Here is a 17,403-nt window from a genome sequence, read left to right as displayed (position 1 = left end):
GCCGGACGGGCGGCCCGGCCGGGCCGCCCGTCCGGCGGGACGGCCCCCGCGCGGTTAGTCTGCGAGCGCCCCGCTACCGGCTCCTCCCAGGCTGGTGAGCGATGTACGACACAACAAAATCCCGGCGCGCCGCGCGTCGCCGGGACGCCCACGGGACCCCTCCCTGGTCCCGACCCCCCGAGCGTCGGCGGTGTGCCGGCGCTCCCGATCGTGCGCCCGGCGGCATCCGGGGGTGGCGCCGTGGCTGACACGCGCCGTCTCCCCCTGCCCGTGGTCGAGACGTGGGACTGGCAGAAGGCCGCGGCGTGCCGCGGCATGGACAGCGAGGTCTTCTTCCACCCGGAACGCGAACGCGGCCCGGCCCGGGCCCGCCGCGAGACCCGGGCGAAGGAGATCTGCCGCGGCTGCCCGGTGCTCGACGAGTGCCGCCGCCACGCGCTCAGCGTCGACGAGCCCTACGGCGTGTGGGGCGGGCTCTCCGAGCACGAGCGGCTGGCGATCACCCGGCCACAACGCCGCCGGCCGCGCACCTGACGGCCCTGACCATCGGCGTCAGAGCGCCCCCGGGTCCGCCTTGAGCCTGCTGGTGAGGTCCTCGATCTCGTCGCGGGCGTCGTCGAGCTGCGCCCGCGCGCGGGCCAGCTCGTCGACGCGATCCTGCAGGTCCGAGCGGGCGGTGTCGAGCGCCTCGGCCGCGCGGTCCCGGGCGTCGTCCGCCTCGCGGCGGGCGCTCTCGGCCTCGCGGCGGGCGTCGTCCGCCTGCTCGCGGGCCCGGTCGCTGACGACCAGCCGGTCCTCGAGGTCGGCGATGGTCTGCGCGGAGGCGAGGGTGTGGCCGTCGTCGAGCAGCTCCCGCAGCCGGCCGGCGAGCGTGAGCTGACGCCGCGAGTACCGGCGGTGCCCGCCGCCGGTGCGGTGCGGGTGCAGCACCCCGGCGGTGTCCAGGCTGCGCAGGAACGCGGGCTGGACGCCGAGGAGCTCGGCCGCCTGACCCATGGACACGGACGGGTAGTCCTCGTCGTCGAGCCTGCTCAGCTGGTTGGCCACGACCTCCCGCGTCCCTCCTCGCGCTCCCTCTCCCGGTCACGAACGAACGTCGTGCATCGAAGAAACTTGTAGCAGCTGCTGTAGGTTCAGGCAAGAGAACCGGAGGAATCCGGGCCCGGAGTGCGGCGGCACCGTCCGCCTCAGCCTGAATCCACCGGGCTCGGCGCGGGTTCGGCGTGGTGCGTAGGTAGAGGGTGCTCCTGAGCTGGACGATTGCGGTTCTCACGCCAGCAGTCGGTCCGGAGCAAGGGAGCACCCTCTTGGTGTCAGCATCGCACGTACTCGACCGCCTGTCGGTGACCGCGGACGACGCGTCGCTGATCGCAGGAGCCGGGCTGGTGTTGCCCGCGACGCTGGGACAGCGGTTGGGCCTGCCTGAGCTGCTGGACACGCAGGTCCGCGCGGGTCCGCATGCGGCTGAGAAGTGTTTGACGGTGATCCATTCCGCGCTGGCGGGTGGGGACTGCATCGACGATGTCGACGCGCTGCGGGCCGGAGCGACCGCGGCGGTGCTCGGACATCGGGTGGCGGCACCTTCGACCGTGGGGACGTTTCTGCGGTCGATGAGTTGGGGCCATGCTCGCCAGCTCGACGCGGTCGCCCGCCGGCTGGTCGTGCGCGCCGCTGCTGCAGGGGCGCTGGCCGGTGGGGCGGCGCCGGTGGTGGTCGATATCGACGCCACCCTGGTCGAGACCTACGGGCTGGCCAAAGCCGGGGCGCGGCAGGTGATGCGCACCGGGCGGCGCGGCTATCACCCGCTGTTGGCCGTGCTCGCCGGCACCGGGGACGTGCTGCACGCCCGGCTGCGCCGCGGGCGGTCCAACGACGCCACCGGGGCCGGGTCGTTCGTGGCCGAGACCCTGGCCCGCCTCGAGCAGGCCCGGGCCGCCGCGGACCGGTCCGGGCCGGTGGTGTTGCGCGCGGATTCGGGGTTCTACCTGGCCGAAGTCCTCGCGGCGTGCCGCCGCCGCGGGGTCGGGTTCTCCATCGGTGCCCGCATGCTCGGCCGGATGCGCGCGGCGATCACCGCGGTCCCCGAACACCGCTGGACCCCGGTGCCCTACTTCGAACCCGGCGCCGCGGTCACCGAACTGGACTGGGTCGTGTTCGACCAGCATCGGCCCACCCCCGACTCGAACTGGCGGGGCAACGGGCTGCGGGTGCGGCTGATCGTGCGCCGCACCCCGACCCCGCCCGGCATCCGCGAACGCGGGGCCGGCCGGGCCGGCCGGGCCGGCCGGGCCGGCCGGGCCGGCCGGGTCGATCCCGCCCAGCAGGAGTTGTTCCCGACCTTCGAATACCACCCGTTCATCACCGACCAGCCCGGCGACCTCGTGGAGCTTGACGTCTTCCACCGCGGCCACGCCGAGGTCGAGCTGGCCATCCGTGATCTGAAGTACGGGTTCGGGCTCAACCACCTGCCCTCGGGCCAGTTCGGGACCAACCAAGCCTGGCTGGTCCTGCAGACCATCGCGCACAACCTCGCCCGCTGGACCGCCCGGCTCGGCGGGATCGCCGCGACCGCCCGACAGACGATCAAAACGCTGCGCCGCCGCTACCTGGCCGTCCCGGCCCGGCTGGTCCACCACGCCCGCGGTCAGCGACTGCGCCTGCCCACCGGCTGGCCCTGGGCCAGCGGCCTGCTCACCGCGCTGACCCGCCTACGCGCACTGCCCGAGCCCTCCGGCTGACCCCACGCCGCCCGCTACCCGCCCACGACCAGGACCTCGGAGCCCGCCCGCGGACCTCTCACGCCCTGCGCCTATCACCACGAGCCGACCCACGCCAAAGATCAACAAATTCGGACGACGGTGGATTCAGGCTCAGGCCGCCAGCAGCTCGAGGAGGCGAGCGCGGTCCGGGCCGGGCGGCGCCGGCGGGACGTCGCCGGCGTGCCGCTCGACGGCGGCCCGCACGGCCGGGCGGGCAAACACCTCCTGCGACTGGGCGGTGCAGAGCACGATCTCCAGCACGCCGCGGAAGGCGTCGGGATCGACGGCGGCCGCGGCCAGCAGCGATCGGGTCGCCGGGTCCGGCGCCGGCGGCTCCGTCCCCTCGCGCGCGGCGGTCATCTCGGCGATCCGGATCCGGTCCGCGGCGACCTGGTTCCGCACGGAGGGCGCGACCACCGCGTCGGTCCGCTCGTGGAAGTCGCGGGCCAGCGCCGCGGGGTCGCCGAGGTTCGCGCGCACGGTGTGCCGCAGGAGCTGCGCGTGCACCACGCCGACCGACAACCCCCGGCCCGCCGACGGGTTGGTGCAGGCCCAGGCGTCGCCGACCGGGACGAACCCGGTCACCACCGGCCGCCCGTCCACGACGTAGCGGCGGTGCGAGTCCAGGATCCCGGCCATGGGACGGACCCCGCCGAGCGGCGTCCCGTCGAGCCAGTGCGCCTGCAACGGGCAGTCCGCGACCAGCCGGTCGAAGACCCGCGGCTCGCGCAGGGCGCGCAGGGCGTGGTCCGCGCTCGCCCCGAAGACGGTCACCGACCAGGTGTCGTTGTCGCTGCGCAACGTCAGCAGCGAGATGCTGCCCATCGGCATGATCGCCCGGCCGCGCAGCTGCGGCGGGGAGTCGCCGTGGAAGAAGCGGGTGTAGTAGACGAAGCCGCGGTCCTCGGACTCCTCGCGCAGCGGCCGCGCCCCGACCGCCTCCAGCCACGTCGCCGCCCGCGTCCGGCGGCCCGTCGCGTCCACGACGAGGTCGGCCGGCAGGGTCTCCCCGCCGGTCGTGACCACGCCGGTGACGTGCGGGACCCCGTCGAGGGCCGACGCCCCGCTCGCCACCGCCGCGACCTTCGTGCCGCGCCGCACCTCCACCCCCGGCTCACGGTCGGCGAGCTCGGCGAAGACCGCCTCGACCACCGGCCGCCGCCCCGTGACGAAGCGCAGGTCCCCGTCGCCGGGTCGCGGGGTCCGGTCGCGCAACGTGGGCGGGGCCGCGGCCAGGTAGTCGACCCACACGCAGCCGGCCTTCTCCAGCAGCCCGGCCACCTCGGGCAGCTCGTCGTCGCACACCTGCCGGAAGCGGGCGAACAGGTTGTGCGGCTGCCGGAACTGCGCCACCCCGGCCCGCTTCCAGCTGCCCCACGCCTCCTCGGCCGTCGCCGGCGCCCGCTCGGTGTCGCCCTCCAGCACCGTGACGGCGTGCCCGTCCCGGGCCAGCATCACCGCGGCGGCCAGCCCGATCACTCCGCCCCCGCACACCACGATCGACCCCACCGCGTCACCGTCCCGCTCCGGCCCGTCATTTCCGGGCGAACCACCTGTTCCGGGAGGGGAGCAGTCCGATCTCGGGGCTGATACGGCCATTCGGTCCGTGCCTCCCTGCAGGGCATGAGAAACCTGCACTTGAGCAAAGTTGCACTTTCTGCAAGATCGTGCGTAGCGTAGTTCCGTGAGCACGGCGGGACCCGGGCGGCGGGAGCGGAAGAAGCAGCAGACGCGGGCGGCGTTGTCCGCGGCGGCGCTGCGGCTGGCGGCGGAGCGCGGGGTCGACCACGTGAGCGTGGAGGACATCGCCGAGGCGGCGGACGTCTCGGTCCGGACCTTCTTCAACTACTTCTCCCGCAAGGAGGAGGCCGTGCTCGGCCGCGACCCCGAGCACGCCGAGCGGGTCCGGGAGCGACTGCGGACGGCCCCGCCGGACCTGCCGCCGCTGGCCACCGTGCGGTACGCGTTCGCCGGGCTCGTCGAGCAGCTCGAGTCCGAGCGGGAGTCGTTCGGCCGGCTCGCGACCGTGCTGGCCGGCTCGCCCCGGCTGCTCGGCGAACTGGTCGCCATCGGCGCCGAGGACGAGCGCCGGCTCGCCGACCTCCTCGCCGAGCTGCGCGGGATCTCCTACCCGCACGCCCTGCTCGTCGTCTCGGCGACCGGCATCGCGCTGCGCATCGCCGTCGAGGAGTGGGGCCTGCTGCCGCCCGACTCCCCGCACCCTCCGCTGCGCGAGCTCGCCGACCGCGCGCTCGACCGCCTCGCCGCCGGCCTGGACAGCGTGGACCGGCCCGGCGCCGCTCCGTCCGACACCGACCCGACCCCGAAGGCCGCCGAATGAGCACGCTCTCCACGCCACCGACCGCCGCGCCGGCGGACGCCTCCCGCGGGCGCACCCTGCAGGCCCTGTCCGGCCTGATGATGGGGATGTTCGTCGCCGTCCTCGCCGGCACCGTCGTCTCCACCGCGCTGCCCCGGATCATCACCGACCTCGGCGCGAGCCAGTCCGTGTACACCTGGGTGGTCACCGCCGAGCTGCTGGCCATGACCGCCACCGTCCCGCTCTGGGGCAAGCTCGCCGACCTCTACGACAACAAGGTGCTCGTGCAGCTCTCGCTCGCGTTCTTCGTGGTGGGCTCGCTGGTCGCGGGCCTCACGCCGAACGTCGAGATCCTCCTGGTCAGCCGGGTGGTCCAGGGCATCGGCGCCGGTGGCCTCACCGCGCTGGTGCAGATCGTGCTGGCCGCGATCATCCCGCCGCGCGAGCTCGGCCGGTACTCCGGCCTGCTGGGCGCCGTGTTCGCCGTCGCCACCGTCGGCGGCCCGCTGCTCGGCGGGCTCCTGGTCGACTCCCCGCTCGGCTGGCGGGCCTGCTTCCTGATCGGCGTGCCGTTCAGCCTCGCCGCGATCGTGCTGCTGCAGCGGACGCTCACCCTCGAGTCGGTGCGCCGCGAGGTCCGGATCGACTGGCTCGGCGCCTTCCTGATCACCGCAGGGGTCAGCGTCGTGCTGATCTGGTCCTCGCTCGCCGGCTCCACGTTCCCCTGGAACTCCGGCTGGACCTACGGGCTGCTCGGCGGCGCGCTGGTCGCCCTCGCCGCCGCGATCGTCGTCGAGGCGCGGCACCCCGAGCCGGTCGTCCCGCTCGGCATCTTCCGCAACCGCACGGTTGCGCTCGCCACCCTGGCCAGCCTGTTCGTCGGCATCGCGCTGTTCGGCAGCGCGGTCTTCCTGGCCCAGTACTTCCAGATCGCGCAGGGCTACTCCCCCACCGCCGCCGGCCTGATGAGCCTGCCGATGGTCGCGGGCACCCTGGTCTCCTCCACCGTGGCCGGCGCGCTGATCACCCGCTTCGGTCGCTGGAAGGTGTTCCTGGTGACGGGCGCGGTGCTCATGCCGGCCGGCACCGGCCTGCTGGCCACGATCGACGCGCACAGCGGCGTCCTGCACGTCGGGTCCGGGATGCTGGTGCTCGGCGTCGGGGTCGGCCTGCTCATGCAGAACCTCGTGCTCGCCGCCCAGAACGACACCCCGGCCCGCAGCATCGGCGCCGCCACCTCGGTGCTGAACTTCTTCCGCAGCATGGGCGGCACGATCGGGGTCAGCGCGCTCGGCGCCGTGCTCGCGAACCTGGTCGGTTCGGCGCTCGGCGGCGGGGCCTCCGCCGGCGGCCACGGCGCGCTCCCCGACCTGGGCGCGCTGCCCGGCCCGGCCCTCGCCGCCGTCCAGGCGGCCTACGGCGACGCCACCGCCACCCTCTTCCTGATCGCCACCCCGATCGCGCTGCTCGCGCTGGTCGCGGTGCTGTTCATCAAGGAGAAGCCGCTGCTCACCACCACCTCCGCGCAGCGACGGGCCGAGGAGGGCTGAGGACGGCCCTCAGCGCTCGTCCACCACCCGGCGGGCCTTGAAGGTGGTCTCCGGGAGGGTGCCGGGGGCCAGGATCGTCGCGGGGACCCGGATCCCGAGCACCCGCTTGAGCGCCTCCTCGGCGGGTGCGCGCAGGGCGGGGTCGCCCTCGGCCTCGACCGTCATCTCGTCGAGGGCGCCCTCCTTGCGGACCCGGATGCGGAACTCCGGGCCGAGCCCGGGCACGGAGCGGAGGGCGGTCTCGACGGCGCTGGGGAAGACGTTGGCGCCCCGGATCACCAACATGTCGTCGAGCCGCCCGAGCACGCCCTCCGGCATCCGGGGGTAGGTCCGGCCGCAGGGGCAGGGATCGGTGGCGAGGTAGGTCTCGTCGCCGGGAGCGAAGCGGATCATGGGCTGCGAGTCGCGCCAGAGGTGCGTGTAGACGACGGCCCCGCGCTCGCCGGCCGGGACCGGCGCGTTGAGGTCCGCCGGCGCGACGACCTCGGTGAACACCTCGTCGGTGTAGAGGTGCGTGCCGGTCCCCTCCTCGCACCCCACGCTCGTCTGGAAGGGGTACATCTCCGAGGTGGAGCCGGCGTCGGCCACCGTGGCGCCCCAGCCCTCGGCGATGATCCGGGCGGTCCCGGGCAGCGAGCCGCCGGGCTCCCCGCCCACCAGCAGGTGCCGGATCGTCGACTCCCGCAGGTCGATCCCGATCTGCTCGGCGACGGACAGCAGGTGGATGCAGTAGGACGGCGTCGCGCTGAACACCGTGGACCCGAGCCGGCTGATCAGCTCCAGGTGCTTCTGCGACTCGGTGATGCCCAGCGGGAACAGGGTCGCGCCGATCCGCTCGGCGCCCTGCACCACGCCCCAGCCGCCGAAGAACAGGCCGAACGGGAATCCGACCTGCACGATGTCGTCCGGCCGCACGCCCGCGCACCACTGCGCCATCGCGTGCACCTCGCCGGCGCGTTCCCAGTCCGCCTTGGACACCGCGTACATGGTCGGGACGCCGGAGGTCCCGGACGACCCGTGGATCCGCGCGATCCCGCCGGGGGGCAGGTCGCGGGCGTAGCTGCCGAACGGCGGGTGCGCGGCCTGGTCCGCGACGAGCATCTTCTTGGTGATCACCGGGACCTTGGTGGTGAAGTCCTCCAGCGACCGGACCTGGTCGGGGTGGAAGCCGTGCGCGTCGTAGTGGCGGCGGTAGAAGGGCAGCTCGGCGTAGGCGTAGCGGAGCTGGTGCTGGACCCGGTCGAGGATCAGCGCGTCCCGCTTGGCCGGGTCGAGGGTCTCGCGCTCCTCGTCCCAGAACCGGGGGAACCCGCGGGCGTCGGTCCGTACGGAACGGGGGCCGGTCATGGACACTCCTCAGCCGATGGCCCGGTCCCGGCCCGCCCAGTGCGGCGCGCGCAGGACCTTCTTGTCGATCTTCCCGAACGGCGTCTCCGGCAGGTCGGCGACGACCTCGACGGACTTGGGCCGGGCGTAGGCGGCCAGCTCGCCGCGCGACCAGGCGACCAGCTCGTCGGCATCGAAGCCGGCCCGCGGGACGACGACGGCGTGCACCGCCTCGCCCCAGTCCTCGTGCGGCACCCCGATCACCGCCACTCGCGCGACGGCGGGATGCCGGGCCAGCGCGTCCTCCACCTCCCGGCAGTAGACGTTCATGCCGCCGGAGATGACCATGTCTTTGGTGCGGTCGCGCAGGTGCAGGTAGCCCGCCGCGTCGAGGAACCCGACGTCCCCGGTGCGGATCCAGCCGTCGGGCACGAACTTCGCCGCGGTCGCCGCCGGATCGTCCAGGTAGGACTCCAGGGTGTAGGGCGAGCGCAGGCAGATCTCGCCGGTCTCCCCCACCGGCAGCGGGGTGCCGTCCTCGGCGACGACCTGCACGTCCGCCATGATCGACGCCCGCCCGCAGGAGCCGAGCAGCTCCGGCCGGGCGGGGTCGTGGTCGGAGTTCGCCAGCCGCGTGCCCCAGTTCGGGCACTCGGTCTGGCCGTAGAGCTGCACGAAGACCGGGCCGAACGTCTCGAGGGCCTGGGCCAGTCGGGACGGCGCGGTCGGTGCGGCGCCGTAGACGACGGTCCGGAGCTCCACGTCCCCGGCGGAGCCGACCGTCGGCGCAGCGGCGAGGTCCAGCAGCCGGTAGATCATCGTGGGCACGAGGAAGGTCCACGTGATGCCGCGGGTGCGGACCAGCTCCAGGGTGCGGGCGGCGTCGAACCCGGGCTCGATCACGCTCGTCGCGCCCCGGATCAGCGCCGACTGCGCGAACAGGCCCGCCGCGTGGGCGAGCGGCGTGGACAGCAGCAGCCGGTCGGACTGCGCGATCTCCGCCTCGACGATCTGCGCGTAGTGCACGGCGACGGCGGAGGCCTGGGTGTGCACGACCCCCTTCGGCAGCCCGGTGGTGCCACCGGTGAAGTAGATCGCGGCCCGGTCCCCCTGCCCGACACCCGGCCGCTCGGGAGGGGCCGCGTCCTGCGGAGCGGCCAGGGGCTCGCCGGACGGGTCACGGCCGTCGTCGGACACCCAGAGGTCGGCGCGCCCGCCGAGGCTGGTCGCGCCGATCACCGCGCGGGCCTGCGACACCCGCAGGATGTGTGCGACCGTGGCCTCGGGCAGCAGCGGGTTGACCGGGACCTTCACGGCCCCGAGCCGCGCCACCGCCACGTCCGCCACCACGAACTCGACGCCGTTGGTCAGGTGCAGCGCGACGGCGTCGCCCGCCCCGACACCGCGGCCGCGCAGCTGGGCGGCCACGGCCGCGGACCAGCGGTCGAGGTCGGCGAAGCTCCAGCTCCGCTCCCCCACCTCGACCGCGGTCCGCTCCCGGTACCGGGCGAACGCGGCCTCGAACTCGTCCCCGAGATTCCGGCGCACCGCTCAGGTCGGCCTCTCGACCAGGCCCTGCGCGAACGCGACGTCCCAGTACGAGTGCAGCCCGCGGACGTGCTGGCCGCCGTCGACCGGGATGAAGTGCCCCGTGATCCGTTGCGCCGCACGGGACATCAGGAACAACGCCACGTCGGCGATGTCCGACGGCTCCTGGTTGCGCCTGTCGGCGACCAGGGTCCGGTCGGTGAACTCCTGCCCGATCTGCCCCACGGAGAAGCCCTCGCCGAGCGGGGTGTTGACCAGGCCGGGGCCGATCGCGTTGACCCGCACGTTCCGCCGCCCGAGCTCCCCCGCGCAGACCTCGGTGAAGCTCTTGACCCCGGCCTTCGCCGCGCAGTAGCTCCCCATCCCGTCCGTGGCGGCGATCGCGTTGAGCGAGGAGATGTTGACGATCGAGCGGGGCGCCCCGTCGTCGGGCAGCCGCCGCGCGAACTCACGGGTGCACAGGAAGGTCCCCTTGAGCAGCGTGTCGACGATGAGGTCCCAGTCCTCCTCCGTCGTGTCCTCGACGAGCGCGACCGTCGCGGTGCCGGCGTTGTTGACCAGGTGGTCGACCGTGCCGAACCGCTCGACGGCCAGCGCGAACGCCGCCTCGACATCCGCGGCCACGCACACCGAGCCCTCGCGCCAGGCGATCCGGTCCCCGCCCCCGAGCTCCTCGGCGGCGGCCTTGATGTTCGTGGGCTCGATCTCCAGGACGACGACGTTGCCGCCCTTCTCGAGCACCGCGGCGGTGATCCCCTTGCCGATCCCGCTGCCGCCGCCCGTGACGACCACGGTGCGGCCGGCGAGCTCCGGGACCGGCGAGGACAGCCCCGCGGAGGTCGACCCGGCCATCAGGCGAGCCCGAGCGCGACGTTCGCCAGCTTCTGGCGCCGGGCCAGCCGCTCCCGCTTCGTGAAGTGCGGCATGACGTACCGGGCGAACATCTCCAGCGACCGGTTCCACTTGTCCGTGGTCACCCAGTCCCGGACGTTGATCAGCAGCGTGCCGAAGCCGCCGACCTCCTCCTCCAGCTCCTTGATCTGCCAGACGCAGTCCTCGGGGCTGCCGATGATCCACGGGATGTTCTCGACCATCCAGTCGAGCGTGAGGTCGGCGTCCGTCATGCCGTCGCCGATCTTCATCAGCGCGCCCAGGCCGAGGCCGAAGAGGTAGTCGTAGGAGAGCTTGACGCCCTCGCGGATGTCGCGGAGCGCCTGGTCCTTGTCGTCGGTGACGTAGACCTCGCGCACGATCCGCCAGTTGTCCCTGGTGACGGCCGGGTCGATGCCCGCCGACGCCCCCGCCCGGAGCATCGCGGCGGCCATGGCCTTGAGGTCCGGGGCGTCGGTGTAGGTGCCGTTGTCCGTGGGCGCGAAGTGCACCGAGAGCGGCTTCCAGCCCTTCTCGCCGCACTTGGCGTAGTTGTGCACGCCGGTGAGGCCGGCGATCGCGAACGGCGGGACGTCCTGGTACGGCCCGACCTGCAGCTGGCGGTTCTCGTACTTCCAGTACACGCCCTCGTAGGTGACCGGGTCCTCCGAGGTCAGCAGCTGCCAGATGATCTCCAGCGCCTCGTTGGTCCGCGGCGAGGCCTCGGAGGGCTCCAGCCCGAACAGCGCCTTGTCCGTGGGCAGGCCGCCACCGCCGAACCCGTACTCCAGCCTGCCGTGCGTGAGGTGGTCGAGGAACGCCATCCGCTCGGCGACCATGAACGGGTCCTGGTACGGCAGGTTGATCACACCGGTGCCGAGCCGGATCCGGTGCGTGACCGCCGACGCCTTCGCGATCATGTACTCCGGCACCGGCACGTTCTCGTAGCCGCCGGTGTGGTGCTCGCCGATCCAGTACTCGTCGAAGCCCAGCCGCTCCGCCTCCACGATGCCCGCGATGTCGCGGTCGTAGGACAACGTCCAGTTCTCGCGCGGCGGGTGCTCGGGCATGGTGAAGAAGCCGAACTTCATCGGTCGGGTCCTCTCGGGGTCCGGCCGCGGACCGGGCGCACGCAGGCACGACGACGCCCGGAACACGACATCAAGGACGAACACGGGTTTGCTGATCGCAGGCGAAATCACTGTGTCGCGGGCCACGATCCGTGTCAAGGGCGGTCCCCGGGCCGAGTTGGACTCCCCGGCAACCGTTGATAGCCGAACCGAGGTTTGGTTTCATGACCCGCGTGACCACCCCCGACCCGCGTCCCCGGGTCGTCGCCGGAGCCGAGGGCGGCGGCCTGGTCGAGGGCCGCCGCTGCACGGCGTGCGCCGAGGTCGTCGCCTTCGCCTGGCCCGCCTGCCCGGCGTGCGGCGGCCCCGTCGAGCCCGCCCGGTTCGGGCCCGAGGGCACCGTGTGGAGCGCGACCGTCGTGCGCGTCCCGGTGCCCGGCCGGACCCCGCCGTACGGGATGGCCTACGTCGATCTCGACGACGGGCCCCGCGTCCTCGCCCACACCGGCGGGCCGGTCCCGATCGGCGCCAGGGTGCGCCTCGTCCCGGGCGGGGACGACGGCGACGTGCGGGTGGAGGTCGTCGGATGAGGGTCGGGATCGAGGGCGTCGGCACCTCGCACTTCGGCCGGCAGCCCGGCGTCGACCTGGTCGATCTCGCGTTCGCGGCCGTCGACGAGGCGTTCCGCGCGGCCGGCGGACCCCGGTCCGTCGACGCGGTGTGGGTCGGCACGGTCTTCGGCCCCGCCGGGGTGGCGCAGCGGGTGCTGCGTGCGATGGGTCTGACCGGGATGCCGGTGCTGACCGTCGAGAACGCCTGCGCCAGCGGCACCACCGCCTTCGCCGAGGCCTGCGAGGCCGTCCGCTCCGGGCGGTACGGGCGGGTGCTCGCGCTCGGGATCGAGCGCATGGGCGACGGCGCGATCACGCCCGAGCCGACCGACCCCGAGGGCCGTTCCGGCCTGGCCCTGCCCGCGCTCTACGCGATGGCCGCCGCCCGCTGGCTGCACGAGGGCCGCGTGACGCCCGAGCAGCTCGCCGCCGTGTCGGTGAAGAACCACGCGCACGCCCTGCACAACCCGCGCGCCCAGTACGCCGGCCGGTACACGGTCGAGGAGGTGCAGGCGTCCCGCATGATCGCCGATCCGCTCACGCTCCTGCAGTGCTGCCCGACCTCCGACGGCGCGGCCGCGGCGATCGTCGGGCCCGCGGCGCCCGGGCAGGTCACCGTGCGGTCGGTCGCGCTGCGCTCGGGAGCGCCCTGGAACCACCGGTCACCCCACGTCTGGGGCCACGACGTCGTCCGGGACACCGCGGTGGCGGCCTTCGCGGCCGCGGGTGTCGGGCCCGAGGACGTCGACGTCGCCGAGGTGCACGACGCCTTCACCATCGGCGAGATCGTCACCACCGAGGCGCTGGGGCTCGCGGGCCCCGGGGAGGGTGGGAAGGCGGCCGCCGCCGGTCGCACCGCCCTCGGCGGGGAGCAGCCCGTCAACCCCTCCGGCGGGCTGCTCTCCCGCGGTCATCCGCTCGGCGCGACGGGCCTCGCCCAGCTCGCCGAGATCGTGTGGCAGCTGCGCGGCGAGGCCGGCGCCCGGCAGGTCGACGGGGCGCGGATCGGGCTGGTGGAGACGATGGGCGGCGGGGTGTCGGTGCTCGACGGGAACGCCTGCGTCGTCGCCGTCCTGGAGGCCCCGTGACCGTGCTCGGACCGGGCACGCAGGCGGACCTCCTCTCCCCCGAGGCCGTCGCCGACCCGTACCCGCTGCTCGCCGAGCTGCGCGAGCACGACCCCGTGCACTGGAGCGAGCGCTACCGGTCCTGGTTCGTCACCCGGTACGCCGACGTCGACGCCGCGCTGCGCGATCCCCGCTTCTCCTCCGACCGGATCTCGCCCTACCGGCGTGCCCGGCTCGACGGCCCGGACGCCGACCCCGGCGTTCGGGCGGCGTTCGGGGTCCTCGAGGACTGGATGGTGTTCAAGGACCCGCCGGACCACACCCGGCTGCGGAAGCTGCTGAGCCGGGCGTTCACGCCGCGGGCGGTCGAGCGGATGCGCCCGCGGATCGCGGAGATCGCGGACGGGCTCCTCGCCGACCTGGGGCCGGAGGCGGACCTGATCGGCGAGTACGCCTACCCCCTGACCTCGTCCGTGGTGGCCGAGCTGCTCGGGGTGCCGCGCGCGGACCGGTCGCGGTTCAAGGACTGGTCGGACCGGATCACCGGACTGGTGTTCGGCGGGATGGGCGACCCGGACCGGCACGCGGACGGCGCCGACGGGATGGCGGAGCTGACCGCGTACCTCGGCGCGCTGGTGCAGCAGCACGAGCGTGACCCCGCGGACGATCTGCTCACGGCCCTGATCCGGGCGCGGGACGCGGGCGACGCGCTGTCCCACGACGAGGTCGTCGCGACCGGGGTGCTGCTGCTCTTCGCGGGGCACGAGACCACCACGAACCTGATCGGCAACGGGATCCTCGCGCTGCTCCGGCACCCCGCGGAGGCGCCCGACGCCCCCGGGACCGTCGAGGAGCTGCTGCGCTGGGACGGCCCGGCGAAGACGATCGCGCGGCTGATGGCCACGGACGTCGAGCTGGGCGGGCGGACCCTGGGCAGGGGCGAGCGGGTGTTCCTCTGCCCGGCCGCCGCCAACCGCGACCCGGCGGTGTTCCCGGACCCGGACCGGCTCGACGTCTCGCGCAGGCCCGGCCGGCAGCTCGGATTCGGGATCGGGCTGCACTACTGCCTCGGCGCACCCCTGGCGCGGCTCGAGGCGTCCATCGCGATACCTGCTGCGCTGCACCGCTTCCCGCAGCTCCGCCTGACCGAGGACCCGCTGTCCTGGCACCCGGTCCTGCTCTCCCGCGGCCTCCTGCGCCTCCCGGTCGTCACGACCTGAGCGGCTGCCGGCATCGTCGTCGGTTCATGATCGAACGACGCGGGGATCGATCTCACTGCGGCGTCGGAGGAGGAGGGCGCGCTCCACCGGGTTGGTGGTGAGGGCGAGGGCGTCCTCGTACGCCGCGGCGGCCTCTGCGGTGCGACCCAGCCGGGTGAGGAGATCGGCCCGGGTCGCGGGAAGGTAGCGGTAGTCACCGAGGTCCAGGGTGTCGACCTCGTGCAGGATCGCCCGCAGGTCGGCGCCCGGGAGCCGGCTCCGGGCGGCGGCCCGGTTGAGCGCCACGACCGGGCTCGGCCAGGTGCGCAGGAGCGCGTCGTAGGTGGTCACGACCTGCGCCCAGTCCGTCTCCGCCCAGCTCGGCGCCACGGCGTGCAGGCCGGCGACGGCGCCCTGGAGCGCGAACCGCCCCTGCGGACCGGCCCGCAGCGCCGCGGTCACCAGCTGCAGTCCCTCACGGATCAGATCGCGGTCCCACTGCGTGCGGTCCTGGTCGGCGAGCAGCACCGCCTCCCCCGCCGCGTCCGTGCGGGCGGGTCCGCGGGCCTCGGTGAGCAGGATCAGCCCGAGCAGTGCCCGCGGCTCGGGCTCGGTGGGCAGCAGCCGGACCAGCATCCGGGCCAGTCCCGACGCCCGGGCGGTCAGGTCCGCGTCGGTCAGTCCCGTCCCCGGCCCGACGTGCCCGGCGGTGTGCAGCAGGTGCACCACCGTCAGCACGACGTCGAGCCGGCCGGCCAGCTCGTCGTCCGGCGGCACGCGGTACGGGATCCGGGCCGCGGCGATCTTGCGCTTGGCCCGCGTGATCCGCCGCGCCACGCCCGCCTCGCCGGTCAGCAGCACGTCTGCGACCGTCCGGACCTCCACCCCGCACACCAGCCGGAGCGTCAGCGCGACCTGCGACGCGCGGGCCAGCGCGGGATGACAGCAGGTGAACACGAGCCGGAGAGGGTCGGTCGGTCCGGGCCCCGGGTCCGGGTCCTCCGGCACGACGAGCAGCGGGAGCTTGCGGCGCAGGGTCGCCTCCCGTCGCAGCCGGTCCAGGGCGATCCGGTGGGCCGTCGTCGTCAGCCAGGCGGCGAGGTTGTCCGGCCGGGCCCGCAGTGCGCGCTCGACCGCGTCCTGCACGCAGTCCTCGGCGAGGTCGAGGTCGCGGGTGAGCCGGGCGGTGGAGGCGACGACGAGCGGCCATGCTTCCCGGAACACGGCTTCCCGGAACACAGTGTCCCGGTACACCGTCTCCACCGGCATCATTCCGGCAGGTCCATGATCGGCCGGACCTCGACGTTCCCGGCCGGGCACAGCGTCGCGAGCCGCAACGCGACGTCCAGGTCCGGGGCGTCGAGGACGTAGAAGCCGCCGAGCGCCTCCTTGGTGTCCGCGAACGGCCCGTCCGTCACCAGCGGCTCGCCGGAACCTTTGCGGACCGTGCTCGCCGTCGACGAGCGTTCGAGGGCCTCGCCGCCGAGCACGGTCGCGCCCGCGGCCTTCACGGCCTCCATGAACTCCTCGTGGAGCCGCATCTCGTCCGCGACGGACTGCGCGTCCGCGGTGTCGTACCAGTCCTCGGCGTCGTACATCAGGAACACGTAGCGGGCCATCGGGGGATCCTCCCGGAATCGGTCGTTTCGGTCATCCCTTCGACGAACGGACCGCGCCGGATCGGACACCGCCTACTTCATGGACCAGCCGCCGTCGACCGTGAGCGTGCTGCCGGTGATATAGGAGCCCGCGTCGGAGGCGAGGAGCAGGAGGGGGCCGTCGAGCTCCTCGGGGCGGCCGATCCGGCCGAGCGCGGCGGACTCCGCGAGCTGCGCCGCCCGGTGCTCGCGCTCCAGCAGCGGTCCGGTCATCTCCGAGGCGAACCACCCGGGCGCGAGGGTGTTCACCCGGATCCCGTGCCGCGCCCACTGCGCGGCCAGGTCCCGGGTCATCCCCGCGACCCCGGCTTTCGACGCCGAGTACGCGGCCTCCGGGAGCGGCCCGGTCGTGCTGCCCAGCGCCGACCCGATGTTGACGATCGACCCGCCCTCGCCCTGCGCGATCAGCGCGCGGCCCATGTGCACCGCCATCTGGTAGGCGCCGAGGAGGTTGACCGCGAACAGCTCCGCCGCCCGCGCCGGGTCGTCCTTCTCCGACCGGGCGGCGTAGCCGATACCGGCATTGTTGACCAGGACGTCCACCCGGCCCAGCTCCTCGACGGCGGCCGCGACGAGGGCGGCGCAGTGGGCGTCGTCCGAGACGTCCGTGGGGACCGCCGCGCACCGCCGTCCGGCTCCCTCGACGGCCTCCCGGGCCCGGGCCAGCCCCTCGGCGCGCCGGGCACCCACGGCCACGTCCGCGCCGGCCTCCGCCAGGACCCGGGCGAACCGCAGCCCGAGCCCGGACGAGGCGCCGGTGACGACCGCGACCCGGCCGTCGAGCCTCACCGGGACTCCGGGCGGGGCTCCGGGAGGGACCGGGCGATCCCGCGCATCCCGCCGCCGGACACCAGGCCGCCCAACGCGAACGCGAACAGCTGGTCGGCGAGCTCCCGATCCTCCTCGGGTCCCCGCGGCACGAACCAGTGCTGCATCCAGTCCAGCATCCCGACGACCGCGCGCGCGACCGTCCGCGGGCTCCCGGCCAGCGAGAACTCCCCCGTCCGGGCGCCCTCGGCGACGAGCGCCTCGATCGCGGCCATGTAGCGCGCGTCCATCTCGCGGAACTCGGCGAACAGCGGCGCCGTCATCCGGCCGATGTGCTGCAGGTACACGAAGGCCGCCGGGTAGAAGTCGCCGAAGATCCGCACCTGCATCCGGATCAGCTCGCGCAGCCGCACCGCTACCGTCTGGCCGGTGTCGGCCTGCAGGCGTTCGAGGTCGGCGAGCAGCTGCTTGGCGGGCTGCTCGACGACCGCGAGGAGCAGCTCCTCCTTGCTGGCCACGTAGTTGTAGATGCTGCCCTTGAGGATCCCGACCCGGGCGCCGATGCCCTCCAGGGTCGCGTTCTCGTAGCCGCGGTCGCGGAACTCCTCGCCGGCGGCGGCGAGGATCTCCGACCAGCGACTGGGGCGGGGCACCCGC

At 74.1% G+C, this 17,403-nt stretch carries 17 protein-coding genes; 7 read left to right on the top strand and 10 right to left on the bottom strand.

Annotation, left to right across the window (positions count from 1 at the left end; translation table 11 throughout):
- The first annotated feature begins 240 nt into the window (after positions 1–240).
- Entirely contained in the window at positions 241–534 is a 294-nt protein-coding gene (locus PKE99_RS19470) for a WhiB family transcriptional regulator (RefSeq protein WP_037047439.1), read from the top strand.
- Positions 535–552: 18 nt separating this feature from the next.
- Here the strand turns inward: PKE99_RS19470 and PKE99_RS39610 are convergent, their stop codons facing one another.
- Entirely contained in the window at positions 553–1,047 is a 495-nt protein-coding gene (locus PKE99_RS39610) for a MerR family transcriptional regulator (RefSeq protein WP_425566520.1), read from the bottom strand.
- Positions 1,048–1,310: 263 nt separating this feature from the next.
- Between PKE99_RS39610 and PKE99_RS19460 the strand changes: the two genes are divergently transcribed.
- The gene (locus PKE99_RS19460) at positions 1,311–2,738 is read left to right on the top strand and encodes an IS1380 family transposase (RefSeq protein WP_037047270.1); all 1,428 of its coding nucleotides are present in this window, start codon (positions 1,311–1,313) and stop codon (positions 2,736–2,738) included.
- Positions 2,739–2,870: 132 nt separating this feature from the next.
- Here the strand turns inward: PKE99_RS19460 and PKE99_RS19455 are convergent, their stop codons facing one another.
- Entirely contained in the window at positions 2,871–4,268 is a 1,398-nt protein-coding gene (locus PKE99_RS19455) for an NAD(P)/FAD-dependent oxidoreductase (protein WP_037047272.1), read from the bottom strand.
- 175 nt (positions 4,269–4,443) lie between these two features.
- Between PKE99_RS19455 and PKE99_RS19450 the strand changes: the two genes are divergently transcribed.
- Positions 4,444–5,100, top strand: a complete 657-nt coding sequence (locus PKE99_RS19450) for a TetR/AcrR family transcriptional regulator (RefSeq protein WP_051737607.1) — start codon at positions 4,444–4,446, stop codon at positions 5,098–5,100.
- Positions 5,097–6,629 carry an MFS transporter gene (locus PKE99_RS19445; RefSeq protein WP_037047275.1) on the top strand — a complete coding sequence of 511 codons (1,533 nt, stop codon included), beginning with the start codon at positions 5,097–5,099 and terminating at the stop codon, positions 6,627–6,629. Before PKE99_RS19450 ends, PKE99_RS19445 begins: the two co-directional genes overlap by 4 nt.
- Before the next feature lie 9 nt (positions 6,630–6,638).
- Here PKE99_RS19445 and PKE99_RS19440 read toward each other — a convergent pair whose 3' ends face one another.
- From PKE99_RS19440 to PKE99_RS19425, 4 genes are read right to left on the bottom strand one after another with little or no spacing between them, the layout of a single operon-like run.
- Complete coding sequence (locus PKE99_RS19440; RefSeq protein ID WP_037047278.1) at positions 6,639–7,976, bottom strand: phenylacetate--CoA ligase family protein; 1,338 nt, start codon at positions 7,974–7,976, stop codon at positions 6,639–6,641.
- Positions 7,977–7,985: 9 nt separating this feature from the next.
- Positions 7,986–9,503: a class I adenylate-forming enzyme family protein gene (locus PKE99_RS19435; protein ID WP_037047281.1), complete on the bottom strand. Its 1,518-nt coding sequence runs from the start codon at positions 9,501–9,503 to the stop codon at positions 7,986–7,988.
- A gap of 3 nt (positions 9,504–9,506) precedes the next feature.
- The gene (locus PKE99_RS19430) at positions 9,507–10,355 is read right to left on the bottom strand and encodes an SDR family NAD(P)-dependent oxidoreductase (protein WP_051737608.1); all 849 of its coding nucleotides are present in this window, start codon (positions 10,353–10,355) and stop codon (positions 9,507–9,509) included.
- Positions 10,355–11,464: an LLM class flavin-dependent oxidoreductase gene (locus PKE99_RS19425; RefSeq protein ID WP_037047283.1), complete on the bottom strand. Its 1,110-nt coding sequence runs from the start codon at positions 11,462–11,464 to the stop codon at positions 10,355–10,357. The genes PKE99_RS19430 and PKE99_RS19425 overlap by 1 nt, the downstream gene beginning before the upstream one ends.
- Before the next feature lie 203 nt (positions 11,465–11,667).
- Between PKE99_RS19425 and PKE99_RS19420 the strand changes: the two genes are divergently transcribed.
- The 3 genes from PKE99_RS19420 to PKE99_RS19410 are packed head-to-tail and all read left to right on the top strand — an operon-like array spanning position 11,668 to position 14,341.
- The gene (locus PKE99_RS19420) at positions 11,668–12,033 is read left to right on the top strand and encodes a Zn-ribbon domain-containing OB-fold protein (RefSeq protein ID WP_051737609.1); all 366 of its coding nucleotides are present in this window, start codon (positions 11,668–11,670) and stop codon (positions 12,031–12,033) included.
- Complete coding sequence (locus PKE99_RS19415; RefSeq protein ID WP_037047285.1) at positions 12,030–13,142, top strand: thiolase family protein; 1,113 nt, start codon at positions 12,030–12,032, stop codon at positions 13,140–13,142. The genes PKE99_RS19420 and PKE99_RS19415 overlap by 4 nt, the downstream gene beginning before the upstream one ends.
- Positions 13,139–14,341, top strand: a complete 1,203-nt coding sequence (locus PKE99_RS19410; protein ID WP_231498258.1) for a cytochrome P450 — start codon at positions 13,139–13,141, stop codon at positions 14,339–14,341. Before PKE99_RS19415 ends, PKE99_RS19410 begins: the two co-directional genes overlap by 4 nt.
- A 24-nt stretch (positions 14,342–14,365) precedes the next feature.
- Here PKE99_RS19410 and PKE99_RS19405 read toward each other — a convergent pair whose 3' ends face one another.
- From PKE99_RS19405 to PKE99_RS19390, 4 genes are all read right to left on the bottom strand, one after another.
- Positions 14,366–15,589: an RNA polymerase sigma factor gene (locus tag PKE99_RS19405; RefSeq protein ID WP_081924242.1), complete on the bottom strand. Its 1,224-nt coding sequence runs from the start codon at positions 15,587–15,589 to the stop codon at positions 14,366–14,368.
- Positions 15,589–15,939 carry a YciI family protein gene (locus PKE99_RS19400; protein ID WP_037047287.1) on the bottom strand — a complete coding sequence of 117 codons (351 nt, stop codon included), beginning with the start codon at positions 15,937–15,939 and terminating at the stop codon, positions 15,589–15,591. The genes PKE99_RS19405 and PKE99_RS19400 overlap by 1 nt, the downstream gene beginning before the upstream one ends.
- 72 nt (positions 15,940–16,011) lie before the next feature.
- Positions 16,012–16,767 carry an SDR family NAD(P)-dependent oxidoreductase gene (locus PKE99_RS19395; protein ID WP_037047289.1) on the bottom strand — a complete coding sequence of 252 codons (756 nt, stop codon included), beginning with the start codon at positions 16,765–16,767 and terminating at the stop codon, positions 16,012–16,014.
- A complete protein-coding gene (locus PKE99_RS19390) occupies positions 16,764–17,399 on the bottom strand; it encodes a TetR/AcrR family transcriptional regulator (RefSeq protein ID WP_037047292.1) in 636 nt (211 codons plus the stop codon). The genes PKE99_RS19395 and PKE99_RS19390 overlap by 4 nt, the downstream gene beginning before the upstream one ends.
- Positions 17,400–17,403: the final 4 nt, after the last annotated feature.

This window comes from Pseudonocardia halophobica (assembly GCF_027922425.1).
Taxonomy (GTDB): Bacteria; Actinomycetota; Actinomycetes; order Mycobacteriales; family Pseudonocardiaceae; genus Pseudonocardia; species Pseudonocardia halophobica.
The sequence above is the reverse complement of the archived record's forward strand: the minus strand, read 5'-3'. Positions and strand labels throughout refer to the sequence as shown.